Below are 18,211 nucleotides of genomic sequence, written 5' to 3' on the forward strand. Positions count from 1 at the left end.
CCTTAACTGGATATCGCCTTTTTTTATGCAATCGTTTCTTTTTCGAGTTTTTAACGGATTTTCCACGATAATCAGCCATTTTTTCACTACGGGAGACTGGTTGCATTGCTCAGTTAAGAGGTAGGGACTTATTTTTTATGGTTTTTTATGCACAAGTCGCATCAGAAAAGTAAAAAACAGCTTCTGCGTCGAGCCTATTCAAGATCCCGTGATAGTTTGAGTGCAGAGGAACAAAAGAATAAAAGCGATCTAATTAGTGATATTTTTATCGATATTTTTGGTTTGCAGTCCACCAAATGTTTTTTTGTTTATGTCGATTATCGGAGCGAAGTGCAGACAAATAAAATTATCGATTTTATACTTCAGCAGGGAGGAATCGTCTGTGTACCGGCAGTAGTCTCACAACGTGCAAAAATGGTCGCTGTGCAGATAAAAAGCCCTGCAATAGATCTTGCCCCTGGATTTAAAGGTATTTTAGAACCATTACCCGAGCTACTTCACCATTGTATTGTAGATGCTGAAAATATTGACGTAGCTGTTATTCCAGGGATTGCCTTTGATAAAAATGGCGGCAGAATAGGGTATGGGGGTGGGTATTATGATAGATTTCTCCAAAATGATGCTCCGCAGGCCTTGCGGGTAGGATTGGCGTATAAACTGCAGATGATCTCAACAATTCCTATGGAATCTCATGATATATTCATGGATTATATTATCTGCGAGTTTTCAGCTTTTCGGACTCAATCACAATGAAATTGATGGGAGTCATCGGCGATACGAATGATGGTCGTGCTCAGAGAACTGAATGTTGAATTGAAAATCTTTCTTGTAGTGATCACTACTTAATTATCTGTGATCATCACAAATATCCATTTATCATTCATACTTGAGAGTTGGTAGAGGTGGAGGCCCTTAATTAATGCAATATACATTAATTTTTGGGAAATATTTATGATAGCGGAAAATTTATGGACTCAAAGATCCTTATTGCAGATGATGATACCCTCGTCAGAACTGCGATAAAAAAAATATTAACAATGTTTGGCCATCAGGTAGTTGCTGCTGAGTCCGGCTGCGAGGCCCTTTCTTTAATTAATGATGATTTTGATGTCATTATTCTAGATATAAATATGCCGGATATGGACGGATTTGAAACTCTGGACAAATTAAATCAGCGCAATATAGATATTCCGGTACTGTTTCTTACCGGCGCAGGTTCTATGGATTATGCAGTTAAGGCTATTAATCTGGGGGCCTATGATTTTTTGACCAAGCCTATCGCTGATTTGGAAATGTTTCACGTTAAGGTGAAACGGGCAATTGAGAAGCGACAGTTTTTGCGTAATCAACAGCTCTATAAACAGAATCTTGAAAAAGAAATTAGAGAAAAGACCAAGGAACTGGCAGAGAAAAATGCATTGCTTGAAGAATATAGTGAGCATTTAGAAAATGCCACTATACAGATAATGTCCAGTCTTCAGGCTGCGATGGAAGAAAAAGATGAGTATACAGCAGGACATACCAATAGGGTCACCGAATATTCAATGCTGTTGGCAGAAGCCGCCTATCTGTCGCAAGAAGACTGTGTAACGCTGAAGAGGGCTGCCCAGTTTCATGATATAGGTAAACTGGTTATTGACCTTTCCTGTATCCAGAAACCAGGACCTTTAACCCTTGAAGAGTGGGAGTTGATAAAAAAACATCCGGAGATTGGCGCAAGCATTATCGAACCTTTGAGTTTTATGGATAAAGAAAGGGAAATTATTCGTCATCATCACGAAAAAGTAGACGGTTCCGGATACCCTGACGGCTGTACAGGCGATGAACTCGATACATTGACAAAAATTATAACCATCGCCGATAGTTATGATGCTATGACATCTAAACGTAATTATAGAAGAAACCTTACCACTGTAGAAGCTGTGGCCGAGTTGCGGCGATGCAGTGGTTCACAATTTGACCAAGAGATGGTCGAAATATTCGCCAAGGTTGTTCTTTCTGCCAGATCACTGTATAAACAGTAGCTGTTTTTTTCTAATATTTATCTTCTTGTTCGTTCTGTGGAATAGACCTATGAAAATTACCCGTGAAGAAGTCCAACATGTTGCCGATCTCGCACGGCTTAAGCTCAGCGAAAATGAAATTGAGCGGATGACCGAGCAGCTTGACACTATATTAAGTTACGTTGAAAAGCTTGATAAGGTCGATACCGAGGGAGTTCCTGTGACTACCCATACGCAGCAGGTCGTCAATGCTTTCAGAGAGGATGTGGTTAAACCTTCCTTGGATAGAGAGGCTGTTCTTGCCAATGCCCCTGAAGATAACGGAGAATCGTTTACCGTTCCTCGTATCATAAGCTAGCGCCCACCCTCTGCTCACTTTATTTACCTCTATTTTCGGCCGGCAACCATACCTGTTATCGTTTTTTCTTAATTACTATAAAATACCATGGAATATTATTCGCTTACTCTTTGCGAGGCTCTGCGACTGCTGGAAAGTGGAGAAACCACTTCGGTCGCACTCACCCAGTCAGTGCTTTCCCGAATAGAAAGTGTTGAAAGTTCGGTTAAAGCTTATCTTAATATCGATAAAGAGAGGGCCATACAACAGGCTGAGAGGGCAGATGATCTTCGCAGTCAGGGAAAAGGCGGTCCTCTGTGCGGTATACCACTTGCAGTTAAGGACGTGTTGTGCACCGCTGATTTTCCTACAACCTGCGGTTCGCGTATCCTCGAACATTTTACGCCTCCCTATAATGCTACGGTGATTGAGAAACTGCAAAAAGCCGGTGCGATTATTATAGGGAAGCTTTCCATGGATGAATTTGCCATGGGATCCACCAATGAAAACTGTGCGTTTACTGTCCCTGAGAACCCATGGCGGCAAGGGTATGTTGCCGGTGGTTCCAGTGGTGGCTCAGCAGCAGCCGTTGCTGCCGATGAATGCTTTGCCGCCCTGGGATCTGATACAGGCGGCTCTGTGAGACAGCCTGCTTCATTGTGCGGTGTTGTCGGCATGAAGCCCACCTATGGACGAGTTTCCCGATATGGGTTGGTGGCTTTTGCTTCTTCACTTGACCAGGTAGGGCCATTAACCAAAGATGTTCGTGATTGTGCCCTGATGATGAATGTTATTTCCGGATACGATGAGCTTGATTCCACCTCAATCAATACTTCGGTTCCTGATTATACCCTTGCCCTTGAACAAGGATTACAGGGAATGCGGATAGGGGTTCCTAAGGAATACTTCGGGGATGGCCTGGACAGTGAAGTTGAGGCTGTCGTCCGTAAGGGAATAGCAATGCTTGAAGAAATGGGCGCAGAAGTGAAAGAGGTGACCCTCCCCCATACGGAATATTGTGTTGCCGTCTACTATCTCATTGCCCCTGCTGAGGCAAGTTCCAATCTGGCCAGGTATGATGGTGTCCGTTACAGTTATCGAGATACCGATGCCGAGTCATTACTGGATGTGTACAAACAATCACGATCGAAGGGGTTTGGCGATGAAGTAAAACGACGTATTCTCATCGGCACATATGCGCTTTCAGCCGGCTATTATGACGCCTATTATAAAAAAGCCTCTCAAGTGCGGACTTTGATAAAACAGGATTTTGAAAAAGTCTTCCAGGAGTGCGACCTTATTGTTTCCCCTGTAAATCCAGGTCCGGCATGGCCTCTCGGAGAAAAGTCAGATGACCCGCTGGCAATGTATCTTTCTGATATTTTAACCTTATCTGCAAATCTTGCTGGCATTCCCGGCCTTTCTGTTCCCTGTGGTTTTACCACATCAGGTTTACCGGTAGGCATGCAGATGCAGGCAGCCCATTTCAATGAGGAAGTGCTGTTAAAGGCGGCTTACAATCTTGAGCAACTGGCAGGGATCGTTAATCAAAAACCTGCGATAGGCGAAAACAAATGAAACTGCAGACTCCTGAAAATATACTCCGGATAATACCCTATCCGCCAGGTAAGCCCCTGGATGAATTGGAAAGGGAATATGGCATCAGTGATTCTATAAAACTTGCTTCCAATGAAAACCCTTGGGGACCATCGCCCAAAGCTGTACAAGCCATAGCAGAAATGCTCACCGGTTTACATCGTTACCCGGATGGGTCTTCCTATTACCTGACCCAGGCCCTTGCTCGCTGGACAGGTGCAGACCCTGAAGAAATTGTTCTCGGGAACGGCTCCAACGAGGTTATTGAATTTTTGATCAAGGCCTTTGTTAACCCCGGTGATGAAGTAATCACCTCCCATCCATCCTTTCTCATGTACCAGAAATTTGTCCAGGTGCGGGGCGGAGAAAACACGATAATTGAGTTGCGGGATATGCAGCATGACCTGGCAACTATAGCTGAATCGGTGAGTGAGAAAACCAGACTCATCTTTATTGATAATCCTAATAATCCAACCGGCACCCTTATTAGCAAGGAAGCTTTTGCAACATTTATGGATGCGTTGCCGGAAACGGTCATTGTCGTCCTGGATGAAGCATATGTGGATTTTGTTGCTGAGGAAGAGCGGATAGATATTCTTTCCTACGTTCATAATTCACAGAATAAACCTGGTCTGGTGAGTTTACGCACCTTTTCCAAGGCCTTTGGTCTTGCTGGTTTGCGAGTCGGGTTTGGCATTATGCCCCAAGAAATTGCAGATTTGCTTCACCGGGTTCGCCAACCTTTTAATATCAACCTACCAGGACAGGTTGGTGCCTTGGCAGCCCTTGCAGATAAGGAACATTATACAAAGACCCTTCAGGAGACAACACAGGGGCTCAAGTGGTTATCCGAACAGGTAGGCCGGCTTGGATGCATTCCCTATCCTTCTCACACTAATTTTTTTCTGATCGATGTGAACGGCGATGCAACCCGCCTGTATGAGGCAATGCTCTATAAGGGTGTTATTGTGCGCTCAATGAAAACTTATGGGTTCCCATCCTTTATTCGCATTACCATCGGTACGACTGCTGAAAATATCCGTTTTATTAATGCATTAAAAGAGTGCCTCAACGAGCTTGGTTATGTCTGATCTGATGCAAGTGGTTGCCATTGACGGTCCTTCCGGCGGTGGCAAATCAACGGTTTCCAGGGGACTTGCAAGTAAACTTGGTTTTACCTACCTGGACACAGGAGCTATGTACCGCGCCGTCGCCTTTGCCTGCAGAGATCAGCAAATTAAACCCAGTGATGAGAGAGAACTCAAACAGCTGCTCCAGGAGCTTGTTATTGAGCTGCTTCCAGCTGTAAATGGGGCAAGCGATGTGCAGGTAGTGGTCAATGGTAAGGAAGTAGGCCGCCATCTTCGTACTCCTGAGATGGGGATGTTGGCCTCTCAAGTTTCAGCTATCCCTGCTGTTAGAGCTCATCTGACCCAACTGCAGCAGGATATGGGAAAATCGGGAAAGATTGTTGCTGAAGGCAGAGATACAGGCACTGTTGTTTATCCAAGAGCAGCCTGGAAATTTTTTTTAGATGCAAAGCCGGAAATACGAATGCGGAGACGGGCCGATCAGCTGCGCAGTCAAGGCGCGGAGGTGAACGAACAGGACCTGCTGGCCCAGATAATACAACGTGATAGAGACGACAGTAAAAGGGCTGTGGCGCCTTTAAAACAGGCAACTGACGCCGTCTATATAGATTCTTCAGACAAGAGCGCTGAAGAGGTCATATCTCTTATGTATGAGCGAATTTTACACTCTGGATGTCCGTTATAAGGCTTCAATCCCTTTTACCATGTCGGAGCCACATCTTGTCCGTTATGTAAAACGTTTGGTAACGATTTATCATCAGCTGTAATGTGCAATGCTGAGCTGATTTCGCCCATATTTCACATCATTGCCGGCGATGGCGGATTTCATCCCGGACGATAGGTACATCATCCGGGATGAAAACATTTAGATGACCGATTCCACTTCCTTACCTGCCATGTGATCCGCCATACTCTTGGCAACGGTACGACCTAGTTCTACGCACTCTTCCAGGTGATTTTCCTGGGGGACATACTGTACCTTCAGCCCTTTGTGACACATGGTGAATTTCATCTCCTTAAGGGATTCGTTCATCAATTTTACGGCTTCACCAGACCAGCCATAAGAGCCAAAGCTTGCACCAATTTTATTGGTGGGCCGCAGGCCTCGCATGTACATGAGAAAACCAGCCATCCTCGGCAGCATACCGTTGTTGAGGGTCGGGCAGCCAAGGATCACCGCACTGGACTCGAGTACATCGGTCATCACATCACTGCGATGGTTGACCTGGAGGTCGATCAATTTGTAACTTACGCCTTCTTCCTGTAACCCTTCGGCAACCTTTTCCGCCATCAACCGGGTTGACTTCCACATGGTATCGTAAACGATAATAGCCTTACCATTCCCTTGATTGTTACACCAATGGGTGTATGCCTCAATGATTTTTCCAGGGTTAGTGCGCCAGACAACACCATGGTCAGGGGCGAGCATTTTGATGGGTAAATCCATTTCCTGCACACTTGCCAGTAGTTTTTTAATCAGTGGGGAATAGAGGGTGAGGATGTTTGCATAATACTTGGTCGCTTCATGCATCAAGACGTCCTGATTAACCTCATCGTCAAACCGTTCACTGGTTGCCAGGTGTTCACCAAAGGCATCACTGGTAAAAAGAATCTGGTCTTCCTTCACATAGGTGAACATGGAATCCGGCCAGTGGAGCATGCGGGTTTCCAGAAACTGCAGAGTCTTTTTACCGAGGCTTATTTCCTCGTTAGAGGAAATGATATGATAAGGCCAGTCCTCTTGATGAAAATGCTGGACCAGTGCTTTTTGGCCCATTTTTGAGCATATAATTTTTTCTGGATTGATCGCCTCAACCACTTCAGGAATAGAACCTGAATGATCCATTTCCACATGGTTAACAACCAGGTAGTCAATTTTTTTCGGATCAATAATGGAGCTGATATGGTACATCAGGTCCTTGAAATAAGGCTTTTTTACAGTGTCAATCAGGGTTACTTTTTCATCAATGATCAGGAACGCATTATAGGTAGTGCCCCGATTGGTAGAATATCCATGAAAATCACGAGTTAACCAGTCAATGGCACCTACCCAATAGATATTTTCAGCGAGTTGCACAGTCTTCATATCAGTAATCCTCCAGGGATATAAAAAGCTTTAAAAAGTTATAACGTTATAGCCCTGTGAAATATAATCGGCCATTGACGGGTGGCCTGACATTTCACCTATTAAGGCTATGTTTTCTGCTTCAAGAGCTTGCACAGCGCCAAGCTTGAGGGAGCATGCTTTGCAAGCACCAATAATTAAATTACGATCTTTTACTTTTGTGTAGAGCTGGTTGAGGAAATGGTCGGATTTAGCCATTTCATTAACTAAAGTAACAGATTCTCCTTCCAAAACTATTTTGCCACCCATATTTTTTCCGTCCATATCCAGACTGTTAAGTAACACATGGATGAAACATAATGGGTCACCCCGGAAAGCAAAGAATACAGTATTTTTCATGGGTGCCTCTCCTTTTAATGGTAAATTTTATCCATTATTGGAAGTTGAATTATATGTAGATGCCTCTATGAAAGGAAATCAAGGGCTTTGATCTGAGCGGACAACATCTAATAGATCAGAAGATCGGCTACATCCTGGGAAATGGTGTGTAATGCATTAACTCAACTTACAATAACGAAAAGACCCCCGGCAGCGTTAGCCGGTCGGAGGTCTTTTTTATCATGCCTCTTCGAACTGGTCTTTACCCGCACCACATACAGGACAGGTCCAGTCATCTGGAATATCTTCAAAAGCGGTTCCGGCTGCAACACCGTTATCAGGATCGCCAACTGCAGGATCATATTCGTAATCACATACAACACATACGTATTTTTTCATTGTTTTACACCTTTTAATATTATCGGGAAGTACTTTAGGCTTTCCACAGGCCATGGAGATTACAAAATTCTCTGGCTGTTACCTCTGCTGCATCTACACAAAAGAATGCTTCCGGTGCATCGCCCGGATTCAAATTCTGGCGGTAAACCTTTCCGTCAGCAATTAGTTCTATAAATTCAATGTAATGTTTTTCTTCCATAGGGTGAGGTGCGGAACCCACAGCTACTTTGTAACCGTCAGCAACTTTTTCAATAACCGGGACATGTTTTTCCTGGGCTGCATCTACGCTGTTTTCCGCCAATAGATCCATACCTTGTCCGCAGCAAACTAACTCTCCTGCACCGACATGGAGTACTTCAACAATGTTACCGCACAAAGCGCATTTGTATACTTCGTTTTTCTTGGTCACGAGTTACCCTCCTTAGAAGACTCTAAATGTTCATTTGATTCCTCCCAACAGGAGAAACCACAAAATGATACTAAACTATCTTTTTCATTGCATCAAAGAGTATTTTTTATCCTCTTTAAAGGACGCACATCTTTGTGCATAATTTAAAATTGACAGTGATATAGTAACGCCCCGGCAATCAATATTAATGCGAATGAGTGTAGCTACTGTCAATATGTTTTATTTTTCCTGCAGACTACAAAAGAGTAGGTGTGAATAGGGTACCAGAATAAATGCTCAGTTAAGAGCGTCTTTTCCTTCCGGTGTTATTTCGTATTTACACCGCACAGGACTGGCCACATAGCCCTTTTTTTTCAGGGCGGTTACCTGACAACTGATCTGCTTCGGCTCAAGACTGGTTGCGCCGGCGATATCTTTGCTGCCACATGGTTCCGTACTGTTTGCTAAAGCCTCAAGTACTTCCCTTTGTTTGTCACTGAGGACCGTTGGGTTACACGCCATCTTTTTAACTCCTTGCTTTTTTTCTATATTTTTGCATTTTGGGCACAACCCGTAAAACTCTATTCTGCACCCTGATATCTCATACCCTTTCCGTTGCGTAGACTGCACAGGCTGCAAATTTTTTTTCTCCAACTCTATATTGTCAACCCTATGACATTGCACGCAATAAATATGGTTGTGCTCTGTCAATTCCCAGTCAAAACGTTTTTGCCGTCCACTTATTTCCAGTTTACGTATCATTCCGGCTGCAGAGAGTATTTCCAGGTTTCGGTAAACAGTTGCCAGACTGATGCGAGGCAATTTTTTTTTCACCTTTTCATAGAGCTCGTCTGCTGTGGGGTGCGATGTGTTTTTTTTTAATTCAGCAAGAATAATTTCTCGCTGATGGGTCATACGCAGTTTTTGTTCCATAGGTGAGAATAACTCCCAATTAATATTTGAGAGCATTTGTACATGGTAATCATTATCAGGTCAATAAAAAAATGGATGTCGAAGCTATCGACATAAGGCAAGCATGATTTTTTGAAAAATACACAAACTGAACCCAAAAAGTTGGTTCGAAAAGCCTATCTTCAATAAAAATCAGGCACTACCTACATTGACGCATGTTATTGTTTTGTCTCCGGCGCCTATCGTGTATCAGCGACTTTAATTACCTTTGAAGGCAAGAAAAGTATCATCGTCAACAGTGGAAAAATTGAGGTCGCTTAAAGCGGTGACAAGAAAATTTACTATAAAAGGTTGGTACTCGGAGGGGAAAAGGAAAGAAGGCCGGCAGATGATTGTAACTCCGCCGGCCTTAAAAAAGAAACTATTTTATGGGTTACTCGATGATAAAATCATCACGTCGGTTCTGGATATAGTCAGATTCAGTTTGACCAGTGAACAGGGGGCGTTCTTCACCATAGCTTACCGTTCTAATTCGATACTCTTCAATCCCAAGTTCGATAAGATAATTTTTTGCAACCTGTGCCCGCCGTTCACCGAGAGCAAGATTGTATTCATTGGTGCCTCTTTCATCGCTGTTACCTTCAATGACCACATTACTTGCCGGATTACTCTTCAGGTAACCGGCATTATGTTCCATCCTCGAAATTTGATCATCACGGATGATTGATTGGTCAAAATTAAAATAGATAGGCTGCATCTGGATGGAAGAACGGCCGTAGGTCAGTTTATATTCCTCACTGTTTTGGTCGTTGTTGATAGAAAAACTACCTATGGTTTCTCCGTTGCGACCAGCAGAATCAAGAGACTCTTCACTGGGACCTATTTCCTCGGTAATGGTTCCCTGAGTTGTTGAGTAATCAATGGATTTACCTTCCGGCATGTTGGTTTGGGGTTGAGAAGAGTAAGGGTTGATGTTTTTATCGCTGCACCCACCTGCAAAGAGCAGGAGCCCTGTTACTGCGCAGGTTATGACCAACCGTGTCGAAGCATTCATATGATTTCCTCTTTATTGTAGGCAGTTATCAAGAAAGTAACACTAAATGTATACCGGTTTCTCATCCTTGACGTCAAGAGAAACCTCTTATTTGCCGGAGAGCTGTTTCTAGACGATTGTTTGCAGCGATGTTTTTATAGATAGAGGTTTTTTTCTGTAACCTTTTTATTTGCCTGCTGCTCACTTGAATGGTACATGAAAAGAGATTTTAACCACTATTTAGCCAAAGGAGATAACGATGTTGAAAAGATTACTGTTTACCCTTGTCTGCCTTGCAGTACTGTGTAACTCTGCCTGGGCTCAGAAAACCATTGTGTTTGCAACCGATGCTACCTGGCCTCCAATGGAATTTGTTAATGATAAAAAAGAAGTTGTCGGATATGCCATTGATTTTATCACAGCAGCAGCTAAAGAGGCTGGATTTACCCCTGTTTTCAAAAATACCGCATGGGATGGAATTTTTGCAGGCCTTGCTGCAAATAAATATGATGCAGTTGTATCGTCGGTTACCATTACTGACGATCGAAAAAAGGCCATGGATTTTACAGAGCCTTATTTTAGTGTTCGCCAGGCATTGATCGTTAATAAAAATTCAGATGCTCAAAGTCTTGCCGACTTAAAAGGAAAGAAAGCAGGCGCTCAGATTGGGACGACCGGTTATTTTGCGATTAAGGCTGTTGAAGGGGTTGAAGCCAAATCCTATGATGAGATCGGTCTGGCAATGGAAGACCTGAATGTTGGCCGTATTGCGGCGGTTGTCTGTGATGATCCTGTCGCTGCAAATTATGCGCTTGTACAGTATAAGGACAATTTAAAAATTGCCGCTGTAATGCAAACAGGTGATGTTGAAAATTATGGAGTAGCTGTTAAAAAGGGTAGCAAGGAACTTATTGACCTGCTGAACAAAGGTATCAGCGCTGTTAAGGCAAAGGGGCTTGACCTTGAATTGAAGAAAAAGTGGATTGGTCAGTAATTTCGGGTTAAATGTGTAGCCGGGCTTTTTAGCCCGGCTTTTTTTTATCTTGATGGCATCATTCAAACTTTAAGGTGTAGAACAACGCTGGTGAGACTGAGCCGTCTTTTCGATGATGGGATGTAAATGTAACCATCGAACTTGTGTGAAAAATATGTCTGATCAGGAAACAACTAAGATAGAAATAGGCGACGGGGCAGCGATTCCCAGCCCGGAAGACAGGGGCCTTGTTTCGGCATGGTGGATTGCCCTTCTAGGTACAGTGTCGTTGTTGATTATTCTGCCGCTGGTAAAACCGGATCCCTATTTGAGAATTCTCAAATTTGTTCCAGATGGTATTTTAGTCACTTTTAAGGTGACGGTTTTTTCAATTTTACTGGCCATTGTAATCGGATTGTTAACCGGCTTGGGAAGGATTTCAAAAAACCGTTTGATTAATATGGCCGCCTCACTCTACGTAGAGGTGGTACGCGGCATTCCTCTTTTAGTACAGCTTTTTTATATCTATTTTGCCCTGGGACGTATAGTCAGGGTTCCCGATATTGTTGCCGCGATCGTGGCCATGGCTTTCTGTTATGGTGCCTATATGGGCGAAGTTTTTCGTGCCGGAATTAAGTCCATAGATTTTGGTCAAACTGAGGCATCGCTCTCCCTTGGGTTTAATCAGCGGCAGACTATGGCCTATGTTATCCTTCCTCAGGCATGGAGAACCATATTACCCCCTGTCGGTAACGAGTTTATAGCTCTTTTAAAAGACACATCCCTGGTTTCCATCCTTGCTGTTTCAGATATCTTACGACGTGGTCGAGAATTTGCCGCAGAAAGTTTCAATTATTTCGAAACATATACAATGATAGCCCTTATTTATCTGTTGATCACCCTGGTTCTTTCCAAACTTATCAGTATCATGGAGCATCGATTAAGCCATTATGAACGCCGTTGACCCCATTATTAAAATTGAACATGTCAATAAGTACTTTGGTACCTTCAAGGCACTTGACGATGTTAGTTTGAATGTTAACACCGGTGAAAAGGTTGTAGTTCTCGGCCCTTCAGGATCGGGAAAGTCGACCTTGCTTCGTTCGATCAACCGCCTTGAGACCATCAACTCCGGAACAATTTCCATAAACGGCCGAGATATCAACAGTCCAACAGAAGATATAAACCGGGTCAGGATGGAATTGGGAATGGTTTTTCAGAGTTTCAATTTGTTTCGTCACAAAACCGTTCTTGAAAACTTGACCCTTGCACCGATAAAGCTCAAAAAAATGCCCAAAAAAGAGGCTGAAAAATTGGGTATGAGCCTTTTGGAAAAGGTTGATATTCCAGAACGGGCAAACCATTACCCTATCCAGCTTTCGGGTGGGCAGCAGCAAAGGGTGGCAATTGCCCGCGCCTTGGCCATGGAACCTAAGATCATGCTTTTTGATGAGCCAACGTCAGCGCTTGATCCGGAAATGATAAACGAGGTGTTGGATGTTATGATTGCCCTGGCCCGTGAAGGGATGACCATGGTCGTGGTGACGCATGAAATGGGGTTTGCACGCGAGGTGGCTGATCATGTTGTGTTTATGGACCAGGGGGCTGTAGTCGAAAAGTCCACCCCAGAGGTGTTTTTCAACCAGCCTCAACATCAGCGCAGCAAAATGTTTCTTGAGCAGATCTTGTAGGGAGCCTCGAAAATGGTCGGTGATGTTAAGCAGGGGAGTATCGCTACGGAAAACATGGTGGCCATTACCCCTTCCCTTGCTATTCCTTTGCGCGAACTGGAGTTTCGTTTTTCACGTTCCGGCGGGCCGGGGGGACAGAACGTCAATAAGGTCAACAGTAAGGTGACTCTCTTTTTTAATATTTCACAGTCTCAGTCGCTCTCCAGCAGTCAGAAGTCCCTTTTGTCTTTCCGACTGGCATCGCGCATTTCTCAACAAGGCGTTTTGCAGCTTGCTGCCAGTGAACACCGGACCCAGAAGGCCAACAAGGACGCGGTGATCCTACGGTTTGCCGGTCTTCTCAGACAGGCGTTGGTTGTTCAGAAACCGCGCAAAAAAACAAAACCCAGCCGTGGTTCCAAGGAGCGCCGCATTACATCCAAAAAAAAACGGGCGGTTGTCAAACAACAACGGCGGAAGGTTAACAGCTCCTCCTAGCTTTTTTTAACGCTGTAGACATAAAAAAAGGGTAGTCGTAAAGCTTTTTTGCCCTCTCCAATCTTTCCTCTTTTAGCACGATGGAGTGACTCTATGCATCGTCTCAATGAATCAGACCTGCAGCATTATCAACAGGTTGCACCTGGTGTTTTTTTGCGAACCCTACAAGCAGGAAAAAATACGCATATGGTGGCTTTTCGTTTGTTAGCCGGCAAAAAAATTCCCTCCCATTCCCATCCTCATGAACAATGCGGTTATCTCGTCAGTGGCAGGGTAGCGATGGAGCGTGCTGATCGGGAGCTTGAAAATTTTGGCCCTGGCGATAGTTGGGTCATACCCGGTGATGTAGCACACGGGGTTGAGGTGATGGAAGATGCCCTGGTCATTGAAGTCTTCTCGCCGGTCAGAGAGGATTACCTTGCACTCGACGACCAATAAAACCGTCTTTTCCTACTCCCTCCCTTTTTGGTTTTAAAACCACTTCAAACCAAGGTTGCCAGCAGGGGAGTCCAGTTTATAGACTGGGTTTCCCCTGTGTCCGGCATGATTATCACTGGAGAATCCATACCGTATTCCTTAAGCGCTCTACGACACTCATTTAAGCTGTCCTGCACGATTGCGGGGGTACTTGGGTTGTGGAGGTTGTATACAAGGCCCAAGAGCTGAATTTGACGGTTTTTTATGGCTTCTAGGCTTAATCGTGTATGATTGATCGACCCCAGCTTGGAAGAAGTGACAAGAACCAGGGGGTATTTTTTTTCCTTCAGGTAGTCCAAAAGGAGCAACTCACTACTCAGGGGTACCAATAAACCACCTGCGCCTTCAACCAAAAGCCACTCGTATTCATTTTGTAGAACTTGGGTTGCCTGATCGAGTACTTCGGCTTCAATGGTTTTTTTTGCCTGCTTGGCTGCCAGCTTTGGAGAAGCCGGTAGCGGAAAGAGATAGGGGCAGGTTATTCCTTGTTCATCATGTTTGGTTAAAGGAATACCCATGAGTTTTCGGTGAAGCAGAATGTCATCGGACTGATTGGTACACCCTGTCTGCACTAGTTTGAGAGTGGTCACCTTTTTTTTCCGGAGGTGCAGGTGCCTTGCAATAAGGCCTGTAACCACCGACTTTCCAACATCCGTATCTATGCCGACTATGGCAAGTGTTTTTGCGTGTCCATCCATAATTCTATCTCCACAATACGCTGCGCCGGAGGCGTTTAGAGAAAATTTAAAAAAATACTGTTATTTCTGCACCTAAAGGGTCGCACTCCATGAACCAACAACCTAGATTCAGTATGCTCAAATAAGTTAGGGCACCGGTCCGCAGCTCAGGCGAGCATCAAAAATCCTTGAAATTGGGGGGAGATGCTTGCTTTAAGGGCAGGAAAGGGTGAGCAGGCTTTACAACCGAGGAAGCGTCCTGAAGAGGTAGATAAAAAGAAAATTGTAGGTCTCCTGGATGCTTCTTATCGTGTTTTTTAGCTGCAGGGCAATCCGGTACTCACCCCTTTGGTTGTGCGATAAAATACATGGGGTGGTAGGTCAGTCTGACACCTTGGTCGCCTTTGAAACGCTGTGCATACTCCTTACTGAACAAGTTCAGCTTCTTTCGGGTCCACGCTTTGGTACCGATGGCATTGACGCCTGTCTGTCGCAGATGCTGAAGTGTTGCCAGAGGAGTGCTGAACCAGAGGGTTTCGAGATTGTGATCAGATTCGATAACCGTAAATTGTTGCTCTGTTGTATGGAGCAGGGAGTTGAAGTCCTGATATGGGAGACCTATTCCGGTTATTGTTCGTATTTCTTTGAGATTTTCTGCGCCATAAATGGAATAAGCTAGCACCCCTTGCGGGGTGAGAAGATCGTGGAGCTTATTAAATAACCGAGGAAGATCATGGATCCAGTGAAAGGTGGAAGAGGATATGATCAGATCGAATTTCCGGGCAAAGGTGAGTTGTTCTATGTCGCCTGCAACAAAAGTCGACCTACCGGAGAGAGAGCGGGTTTTTTCCTCAATATAAGGTTGAAAAGAAGACACCAGGTCTGATGCCGTAAAATGCTGCATATCAGGAAACCGTTTGACCAGCTTTGCAGTAAGTAGTCCGGTGCAACAACCAATTTCCAACACTGACAATGGTTCCTGCATAAGCGAGTCGTCGAGCATTGCAAGTAACTTCTCGGCTACCACATGCTGAATATCAGCCTGTTGTTCGTAGGTATGAGCAGCCTTGGAAAAGCGCTGTTCAATAAGACGTTTATCTGGAATCATCGTTGGCTGTAAAGTTTGTGAGTGCATAAAGGGAACAGACTATAACCGATGCACCACAATTGTGAAACCATGAACATGGTTGAACCGGAGTCCCCCGTCAAGCTGTTGGGGGCACCTCTTTGCCTGCGAAAAGAGCCTGTTTATTTGAAAAATAAAGGCGTTAAAAACCCCACAACAGGCTTCGTTTTACCCAGCCATTGACACCTTTGTCGTGTTCGAGGTGGACCCAGCCGCTTTTTTGTTCAATTGTTTTAAAAACGACTCCGTAATAGGCCTTGGCTACGATGCGGTTATTTGTACCTGGACCGCTACGCACGTTGATTCTTTTTTTTGTTTTTTTATTCACCTTGACAATCATGTGTTGTTTGCGGCTTGTCACGTTACGATGTACCCAGCCAATGGTGCCTTCAAAATCCTGCACCCTGTACCAACTTCCTTGCTTGCGAAGTACTTTCAATGGAAAACCGGATCCCAGTTTCCATAGGACTTTGTATTTTGTCCCAGGGCCTGAGCGCATATTTATGTCATCGCCCTTGATGGAAACCATTTCGGCAAGGGCTACCGAGCTTGAGGTAAAAACAAAACTAAAGAAAACCAGAAAAATGAGAGCGTATTTGTATTTCATGAAGAGCAGATTGTCTGTCAGTGTTACCTGGTCGTAACTTTTTCGTTTTGGGGAAACATGGTGTACCCCGCCAGATCCAGAGAAATTGCGTTAAAACTACAAGCTTCGTTCATGCATTTCAAGCAATTGATACATTCTCCGCTGTTTGGTGTTTCGTTAAAATGAATTTCTACCGGACAAACCGAGTGGCATGCACCGCATGAAGTACATTTTTTTTCGTCAAGCTTCAATCGAATCAGACTGAAACGGTTGAAAAAGGCATAAAAAGCACCAAGAGGGCAGGTAGTACGGCAAAATGGGCGAGAAGCCACCACCGACCATCCAATATAAAAAGAAGCTATGGAAAGTTTAGCCGCAAAAAGCCACCCCACGATAGGTCGCAACTCAGGGAGGAGAAACAACATGGGAATTCCAGCCTCAAGTGTACCGGCAGGGCAGATGAACTTGCAAAACCAGGGGAGGCCAATCCCGGAAGCATCAACAGCCAGCAACGGCAGGAGGATAACAAAAAAAAGGAGAAAAATATATTTACCCCACCTTAGAGGTGATGCAACGCTGTATTTGGGAGACGGAATTGTATACAGAAGTTCCTGGAAAAGGCCGAAAGGGCATGCCCAGCCACAAATAAAGCGTCCAAAAATGGATCCCAAAATGCCTATCGAGGCAACCACGTAGGTGCCGAAGTAGTAACCGCCTGTCTGGAGGGTGAAACGGACTGTGGTTAACAGTTGCTGAAGACTGCCCAATGGGCAGTAGGTGGTTGCCGCAGGGCAGGAGTAACAATTCAAACCTGGTGAGCAGATTACCTTCAATGGCCCTTGATAAAGGGATTTAGAAAAGGGAAAAACCAGGTAACTGTTGGTGATCAGCAGCCAAAACCATTGGACCCACCTTCGTATTATTTTTATGCTCATTTTACTCATCCAATACCAATGCAGGCAAGGCAAATTGTTTTTGCCTGTTCCAATACCCGCTCAGGTTCCCCCACATTAATTCCAAACACCAGCAAAAGCAGGAACATTGAAAGGAGCAAGAGAGGTGCTATACGAAGAGGTATTTTTTTTTTCATTGCTTGCTCGTGATTCTGAAAAAAGAAAACGCCGGCCACCGTTAGCGCGAGAGAAGACTCACCAGTCTGTCCAGATCATCGTTGGAGTAATAGTCTATCTCCAGTTTTCCCCTTTCACCACTTTGGACAATTCTGACCTTGGTATTGAGATGATTGGTGATCTGATTAACTACTGTTGTGCAATAGTTTTTTGGCAAGGTATCGACTGGTTTGGGGGAGGGGTTTTCAACAGGCGTCTCCTGTTTCAGCATTTTTTTGCAGAGAGCCTCGGTGGCCCGTACAGACAGTTCTTCTGCAACAATTCGATCACGGGCTTCCACAAGGAGCGCAGGGGTATCTTTTAACCGTAGTAGTACTCGTGCGTGCCCTTCTGTCAGGCATCCGGTTATCACATCTTTTTGAATGGGCTCTGGAAGATTAAGTAAACGAAGGACGTTGGTGATGGTGGATCTTTTTTTGCCCACTCTCCGGGCAACCTCTTCCTGGGTGAGTTGGAACTCATCAAGAAGGCGCGCATACGCCGTTGCCTCCTCAATAGGATTGAGGTCATGGCGTTGAATGTTTTCTATAAGAGCCAGTTCAAGGTTTGTACTGTCGCTCTTATTTTCCATGACCACCACGGGAACTTCATCTCTTCCCGCCATTTTGGCAGCCCGTAAGCGCCTTTCACCCGCGATAAGGTCATACCGGTTCCCTTTGGTCCGGGTAACGAGTAACGGTTGGATCACTCCTTTTTCTTTAATAGATTCGGCTAGTTGTGTGAGTTTTTCTTCGTCAAAATAACTCCGTGGTTGATCTGGGTTGGGAGCTATCTTTTCAATATCACACATAAAAAAACGATCGTCTTCCTCCTGGTTATCTGTTTGCAGCAGTGCACCAACACCTCTGCCGAGGACACTTTTTTTACTCATA

General features: G+C 44.6%; 23 protein-coding genes. 11 read left to right on the top strand and 12 right to left on the bottom strand.

Annotated features, from left to right (window positions below; genetic code table 11):
* Nucleotides 1-147: 147 nt before the first annotated feature.
* The 6 genes from JWH17_RS09590 to cmk all read left to right on the top strand — a co-directional run bounded on the left by JWH17_RS09590 (nucleotide 148) and on the right by cmk (nucleotide 5,712).
* A complete protein-coding gene (locus JWH17_RS09590) occupies nucleotides 148-753 on the top strand; it encodes a 5-formyltetrahydrofolate cyclo-ligase (RefSeq protein ID WP_205222389.1) in 606 nt (201 codons plus the stop codon).
* A 215-nt stretch (nucleotides 754-968) separates the two neighbouring features.
* A complete protein-coding gene (locus JWH17_RS09595) occupies nucleotides 969-2,024 on the top strand; it encodes an HD domain-containing phosphohydrolase (protein WP_205222390.1) in 1,056 nt (351 codons plus the stop codon).
* Nucleotides 2,025-2,073: 49 nt separating this feature from the next.
* The gene (gene gatC / locus JWH17_RS09600) at nucleotides 2,074-2,361 is read left to right on the top strand and encodes an Asp-tRNA(Asn)/Glu-tRNA(Gln) amidotransferase subunit GatC (RefSeq protein WP_205222391.1); all 288 of its coding nucleotides are present in this window, start codon (nucleotides 2,074-2,076) and stop codon (nucleotides 2,359-2,361) included.
* Nucleotides 2,362-2,448: 87 nt separating this feature from the next.
* Nucleotides 2,449-3,918, top strand: coding sequence for an Asp-tRNA(Asn)/Glu-tRNA(Gln) amidotransferase subunit GatA (gene gatA / locus JWH17_RS09605; RefSeq protein WP_205222392.1), 1,470 nt, complete (start codon nucleotides 2,449-2,451; stop codon nucleotides 3,916-3,918).
* Entirely contained in the window at nucleotides 3,915-5,027 is a 1,113-nt protein-coding gene (hisC, locus tag JWH17_RS09610) for a histidinol-phosphate transaminase (RefSeq protein WP_205222393.1), read from the top strand. Before gatA ends, hisC begins: the two co-directional genes overlap by 4 nt.
* Complete coding sequence (gene cmk, locus JWH17_RS09615; protein WP_205222394.1) at nucleotides 5,020-5,712, top strand: (d)CMP kinase; 693 nt, start codon at nucleotides 5,020-5,022, stop codon at nucleotides 5,710-5,712. Before hisC ends, cmk begins: the two co-directional genes overlap by 8 nt.
* A gap of 180 nt (nucleotides 5,713-5,892) precedes the next feature.
* On the opposite strand, the gene JWH17_RS09620 is transcribed toward cmk, so the two are convergent.
* The 6 genes from JWH17_RS09620 to pal form a co-directional block, all read right to left on the bottom strand.
* Nucleotides 5,893-7,113 carry an FprA family A-type flavoprotein gene (locus JWH17_RS09620; protein WP_205222395.1) on the bottom strand — a complete coding sequence of 407 codons (1,221 nt, stop codon included), beginning with the start codon at nucleotides 7,111-7,113 and terminating at the stop codon, nucleotides 5,893-5,895.
* Between the two features lie 30 nt (nucleotides 7,114-7,143).
* Entirely contained in the window at nucleotides 7,144-7,491 is a 348-nt protein-coding gene (locus JWH17_RS09625) for a DsrE family protein (protein WP_205222396.1), read from the bottom strand.
* 219 nt (nucleotides 7,492-7,710) lie between these two features.
* The gene (rd, locus tag JWH17_RS09630; RefSeq protein ID WP_205222397.1) at nucleotides 7,711-7,869 is read right to left on the bottom strand and encodes a rubredoxin; all 159 of its coding nucleotides are present in this window, start codon (nucleotides 7,867-7,869) and stop codon (nucleotides 7,711-7,713) included.
* A gap of 34 nt (nucleotides 7,870-7,903) precedes the next feature.
* Nucleotides 7,904-8,278, bottom strand: coding sequence for a desulfoferrodoxin (locus JWH17_RS09635; RefSeq protein ID WP_205222398.1), 375 nt, complete (start codon nucleotides 8,276-8,278; stop codon nucleotides 7,904-7,906).
* Between the two features lie 276 nt (nucleotides 8,279-8,554).
* Nucleotides 8,555-9,190: a Fur family transcriptional regulator gene (locus tag JWH17_RS09640; RefSeq protein ID WP_205222399.1), complete on the bottom strand. Its 636-nt coding sequence runs from the start codon at nucleotides 9,188-9,190 to the stop codon at nucleotides 8,555-8,557.
* A gap of 412 nt (nucleotides 9,191-9,602) precedes the next feature.
* Nucleotides 9,603-10,223, bottom strand: a complete 621-nt coding sequence (pal, locus tag JWH17_RS09645; protein ID WP_232371013.1) for a peptidoglycan-associated lipoprotein Pal — start codon at nucleotides 10,221-10,223, stop codon at nucleotides 9,603-9,605.
* 238 nt (nucleotides 10,224-10,461) lie between these two features.
* On the opposite strand from pal, the gene JWH17_RS09650 reads away from it, so the two are divergent.
* The 5 genes from JWH17_RS09650 (at nucleotide 10,462) to JWH17_RS09670 (ending at nucleotide 13,781) form a co-directional block, all read left to right on the top strand.
* On the top strand, nucleotides 10,462-11,196 hold the full coding sequence (locus tag JWH17_RS09650; protein ID WP_205222400.1) for a basic amino acid ABC transporter substrate-binding protein: 735 nt from the start codon (nucleotides 10,462-10,464) through the stop codon (nucleotides 11,194-11,196).
* A gap of 154 nt (nucleotides 11,197-11,350) precedes the next feature.
* The gene (locus JWH17_RS09655; protein ID WP_205222401.1) at nucleotides 11,351-12,139 is read left to right on the top strand and encodes an amino acid ABC transporter permease; all 789 of its coding nucleotides are present in this window, start codon (nucleotides 11,351-11,353) and stop codon (nucleotides 12,137-12,139) included.
* Entirely contained in the window at nucleotides 12,126-12,866 is a 741-nt protein-coding gene (locus JWH17_RS09660) for an amino acid ABC transporter ATP-binding protein (protein ID WP_232371014.1), read from the top strand. The genes JWH17_RS09655 and JWH17_RS09660 overlap by 14 nt, the downstream gene beginning before the upstream one ends.
* 12 nt (nucleotides 12,867-12,878) lie before the next feature.
* Nucleotides 12,879-13,343, top strand: coding sequence for an alternative ribosome rescue aminoacyl-tRNA hydrolase ArfB (gene arfB / locus JWH17_RS09665; RefSeq protein WP_205222402.1), 465 nt, complete (start codon nucleotides 12,879-12,881; stop codon nucleotides 13,341-13,343).
* A gap of 93 nt (nucleotides 13,344-13,436) precedes the next feature.
* Nucleotides 13,437-13,781, top strand: a complete 345-nt coding sequence (locus JWH17_RS09670; protein ID WP_205222403.1) for a cupin domain-containing protein — start codon at nucleotides 13,437-13,439, stop codon at nucleotides 13,779-13,781.
* 44 nt (nucleotides 13,782-13,825) lie between these two features.
* Here JWH17_RS09670 and bioD read toward each other — a convergent pair whose 3' ends face one another.
* The 6 genes from bioD to JWH17_RS09700 form a co-directional block, all read right to left on the bottom strand.
* Nucleotides 13,826-14,518: a dethiobiotin synthase gene (gene bioD, locus JWH17_RS09675; RefSeq protein WP_205222404.1), complete on the bottom strand. Its 693-nt coding sequence runs from the start codon at nucleotides 14,516-14,518 to the stop codon at nucleotides 13,826-13,828.
* 319 nt (nucleotides 14,519-14,837) lie between these two features.
* Nucleotides 14,838-15,605: a malonyl-ACP O-methyltransferase BioC gene (gene bioC, locus JWH17_RS09680; protein ID WP_205222405.1), complete on the bottom strand. Its 768-nt coding sequence runs from the start codon at nucleotides 15,603-15,605 to the stop codon at nucleotides 14,838-14,840.
* A gap of 160 nt (nucleotides 15,606-15,765) precedes the next feature.
* Entirely contained in the window at nucleotides 15,766-16,230 is a 465-nt protein-coding gene (locus tag JWH17_RS09685; RefSeq protein ID WP_205222406.1) for an SH3 domain-containing protein, read from the bottom strand.
* A 23-nt stretch (nucleotides 16,231-16,253) separates the two neighbouring features.
* Nucleotides 16,254-17,144: a 4Fe-4S binding protein gene (locus JWH17_RS09690; protein ID WP_232371015.1), complete on the bottom strand. Its 891-nt coding sequence runs from the start codon at nucleotides 17,142-17,144 to the stop codon at nucleotides 16,254-16,256.
* A 5-nt stretch (nucleotides 17,145-17,149) separates the two neighbouring features.
* Entirely contained in the window at nucleotides 17,150-17,299 is a 150-nt protein-coding gene (locus JWH17_RS09695; protein ID WP_205222407.1) for a CD1871A family CXXC motif-containing protein, read from the bottom strand.
* Between the two features lie 41 nt (nucleotides 17,300-17,340).
* Entirely contained in the window at nucleotides 17,341-18,210 is an 870-nt protein-coding gene (locus JWH17_RS09700) for a ParB/RepB/Spo0J family partition protein (protein ID WP_205222408.1), read from the bottom strand.
* Nucleotide 18,211 lies beyond the last annotated feature (1 nt).

This window comes from Desulfogranum marinum, from assembly GCF_016918565.1.
GTDB classification, from domain to species: Bacteria; Desulfobacterota; Desulfobulbia; order Desulfobulbales; family Desulfobulbaceae; genus Desulfogranum; species Desulfogranum marinum.

Coding starts and splice junctions, on each gene's coding strand:
- JWH17_RS09590 (WP_205222389.1), top strand. CDS start 148: ATGCACAAGTCGCATCAGAAAAGTAAAAAACAGCTTCTGCGTCGAGCC.
- JWH17_RS09595 (WP_205222390.1), top strand. CDS start 969: ATGGACTCAAAGATCCTTATTGCAGATGATGATACCCTCGTCAGAACT.
- gatC (WP_205222391.1), top strand. CDS start 2,074: ATGAAAATTACCCGTGAAGAAGTCCAACATGTTGCCGATCTCGCACGG.
- gatA (WP_205222392.1), top strand. CDS start 2,449: ATGGAATATTATTCGCTTACTCTTTGCGAGGCTCTGCGACTGCTGGAA.
- hisC (WP_205222393.1), top strand. CDS start 3,915: ATGAAACTGCAGACTCCTGAAAATATACTCCGGATAATACCCTATCCG.
- cmk (WP_205222394.1), top strand. CDS start 5,020: ATGTCTGATCTGATGCAAGTGGTTGCCATTGACGGTCCTTCCGGCGGT.
- JWH17_RS09620 (WP_205222395.1), bottom strand. CDS start 7,113: ATGAAGACTGTGCAACTCGCTGAAAATATCTATTGGGTAGGTGCCATT.
- JWH17_RS09625 (WP_205222396.1), bottom strand. CDS start 7,491: ATGAAAAATACTGTATTCTTTGCTTTCCGGGGTGACCCATTATGTTTC.
- rd (WP_205222397.1), bottom strand. CDS start 7,869: ATGAAAAAATACGTATGTGTTGTATGTGATTACGAATATGATCCTGCA.
- JWH17_RS09640 (WP_205222399.1), bottom strand. CDS start 9,190: ATGGAACAAAAACTGCGTATGACCCATCAGCGAGAAATTATTCTTGCT.
- pal (WP_232371013.1), bottom strand. CDS start 10,223: ATGAATGCTTCGACACGGTTGGTCATAACCTGCGCAGTAACAGGGCTC.
- JWH17_RS09650 (WP_205222400.1), top strand. CDS start 10,462: ATGTTGAAAAGATTACTGTTTACCCTTGTCTGCCTTGCAGTACTGTGT.
- JWH17_RS09655 (WP_205222401.1), top strand. CDS start 11,351: ATGTCTGATCAGGAAACAACTAAGATAGAAATAGGCGACGGGGCAGCG.
- JWH17_RS09660 (WP_232371014.1), top strand. CDS start 12,126: ATGAACGCCGTTGACCCCATTATTAAAATTGAACATGTCAATAAGTAC.
- arfB (WP_205222402.1), top strand. CDS start 12,879: ATGGTCGGTGATGTTAAGCAGGGGAGTATCGCTACGGAAAACATGGTG.
- JWH17_RS09670 (WP_205222403.1), top strand. CDS start 13,437: ATGCATCGTCTCAATGAATCAGACCTGCAGCATTATCAACAGGTTGCA.
- bioD (WP_205222404.1), bottom strand. CDS start 14,518: ATGGATGGACACGCAAAAACACTTGCCATAGTCGGCATAGATACGGAT.
- bioC (WP_205222405.1), bottom strand. CDS start 15,605: ATGATTCCAGATAAACGTCTTATTGAACAGCGCTTTTCCAAGGCTGCT.
- JWH17_RS09685 (WP_205222406.1), bottom strand. CDS start 16,230: ATGAAATACAAATACGCTCTCATTTTTCTGGTTTTCTTTAGTTTTGTT.
- JWH17_RS09690 (WP_232371015.1), bottom strand. CDS start 17,144: ATGAGCATAAAAATAATACGAAGGTGGGTCCAATGGTTTTGGCTGCTG.
- JWH17_RS09695 (WP_205222407.1), bottom strand. CDS start 17,299: ATGAAAAAAAAAATACCTCTTCGTATAGCACCTCTCTTGCTCCTTTCA.
- JWH17_RS09700 (WP_205222408.1), bottom strand. CDS start 18,210: ATGAGTAAAAAAAGTGTCCTCGGCAGAGGTGTTGGTGCACTGCTGCAA.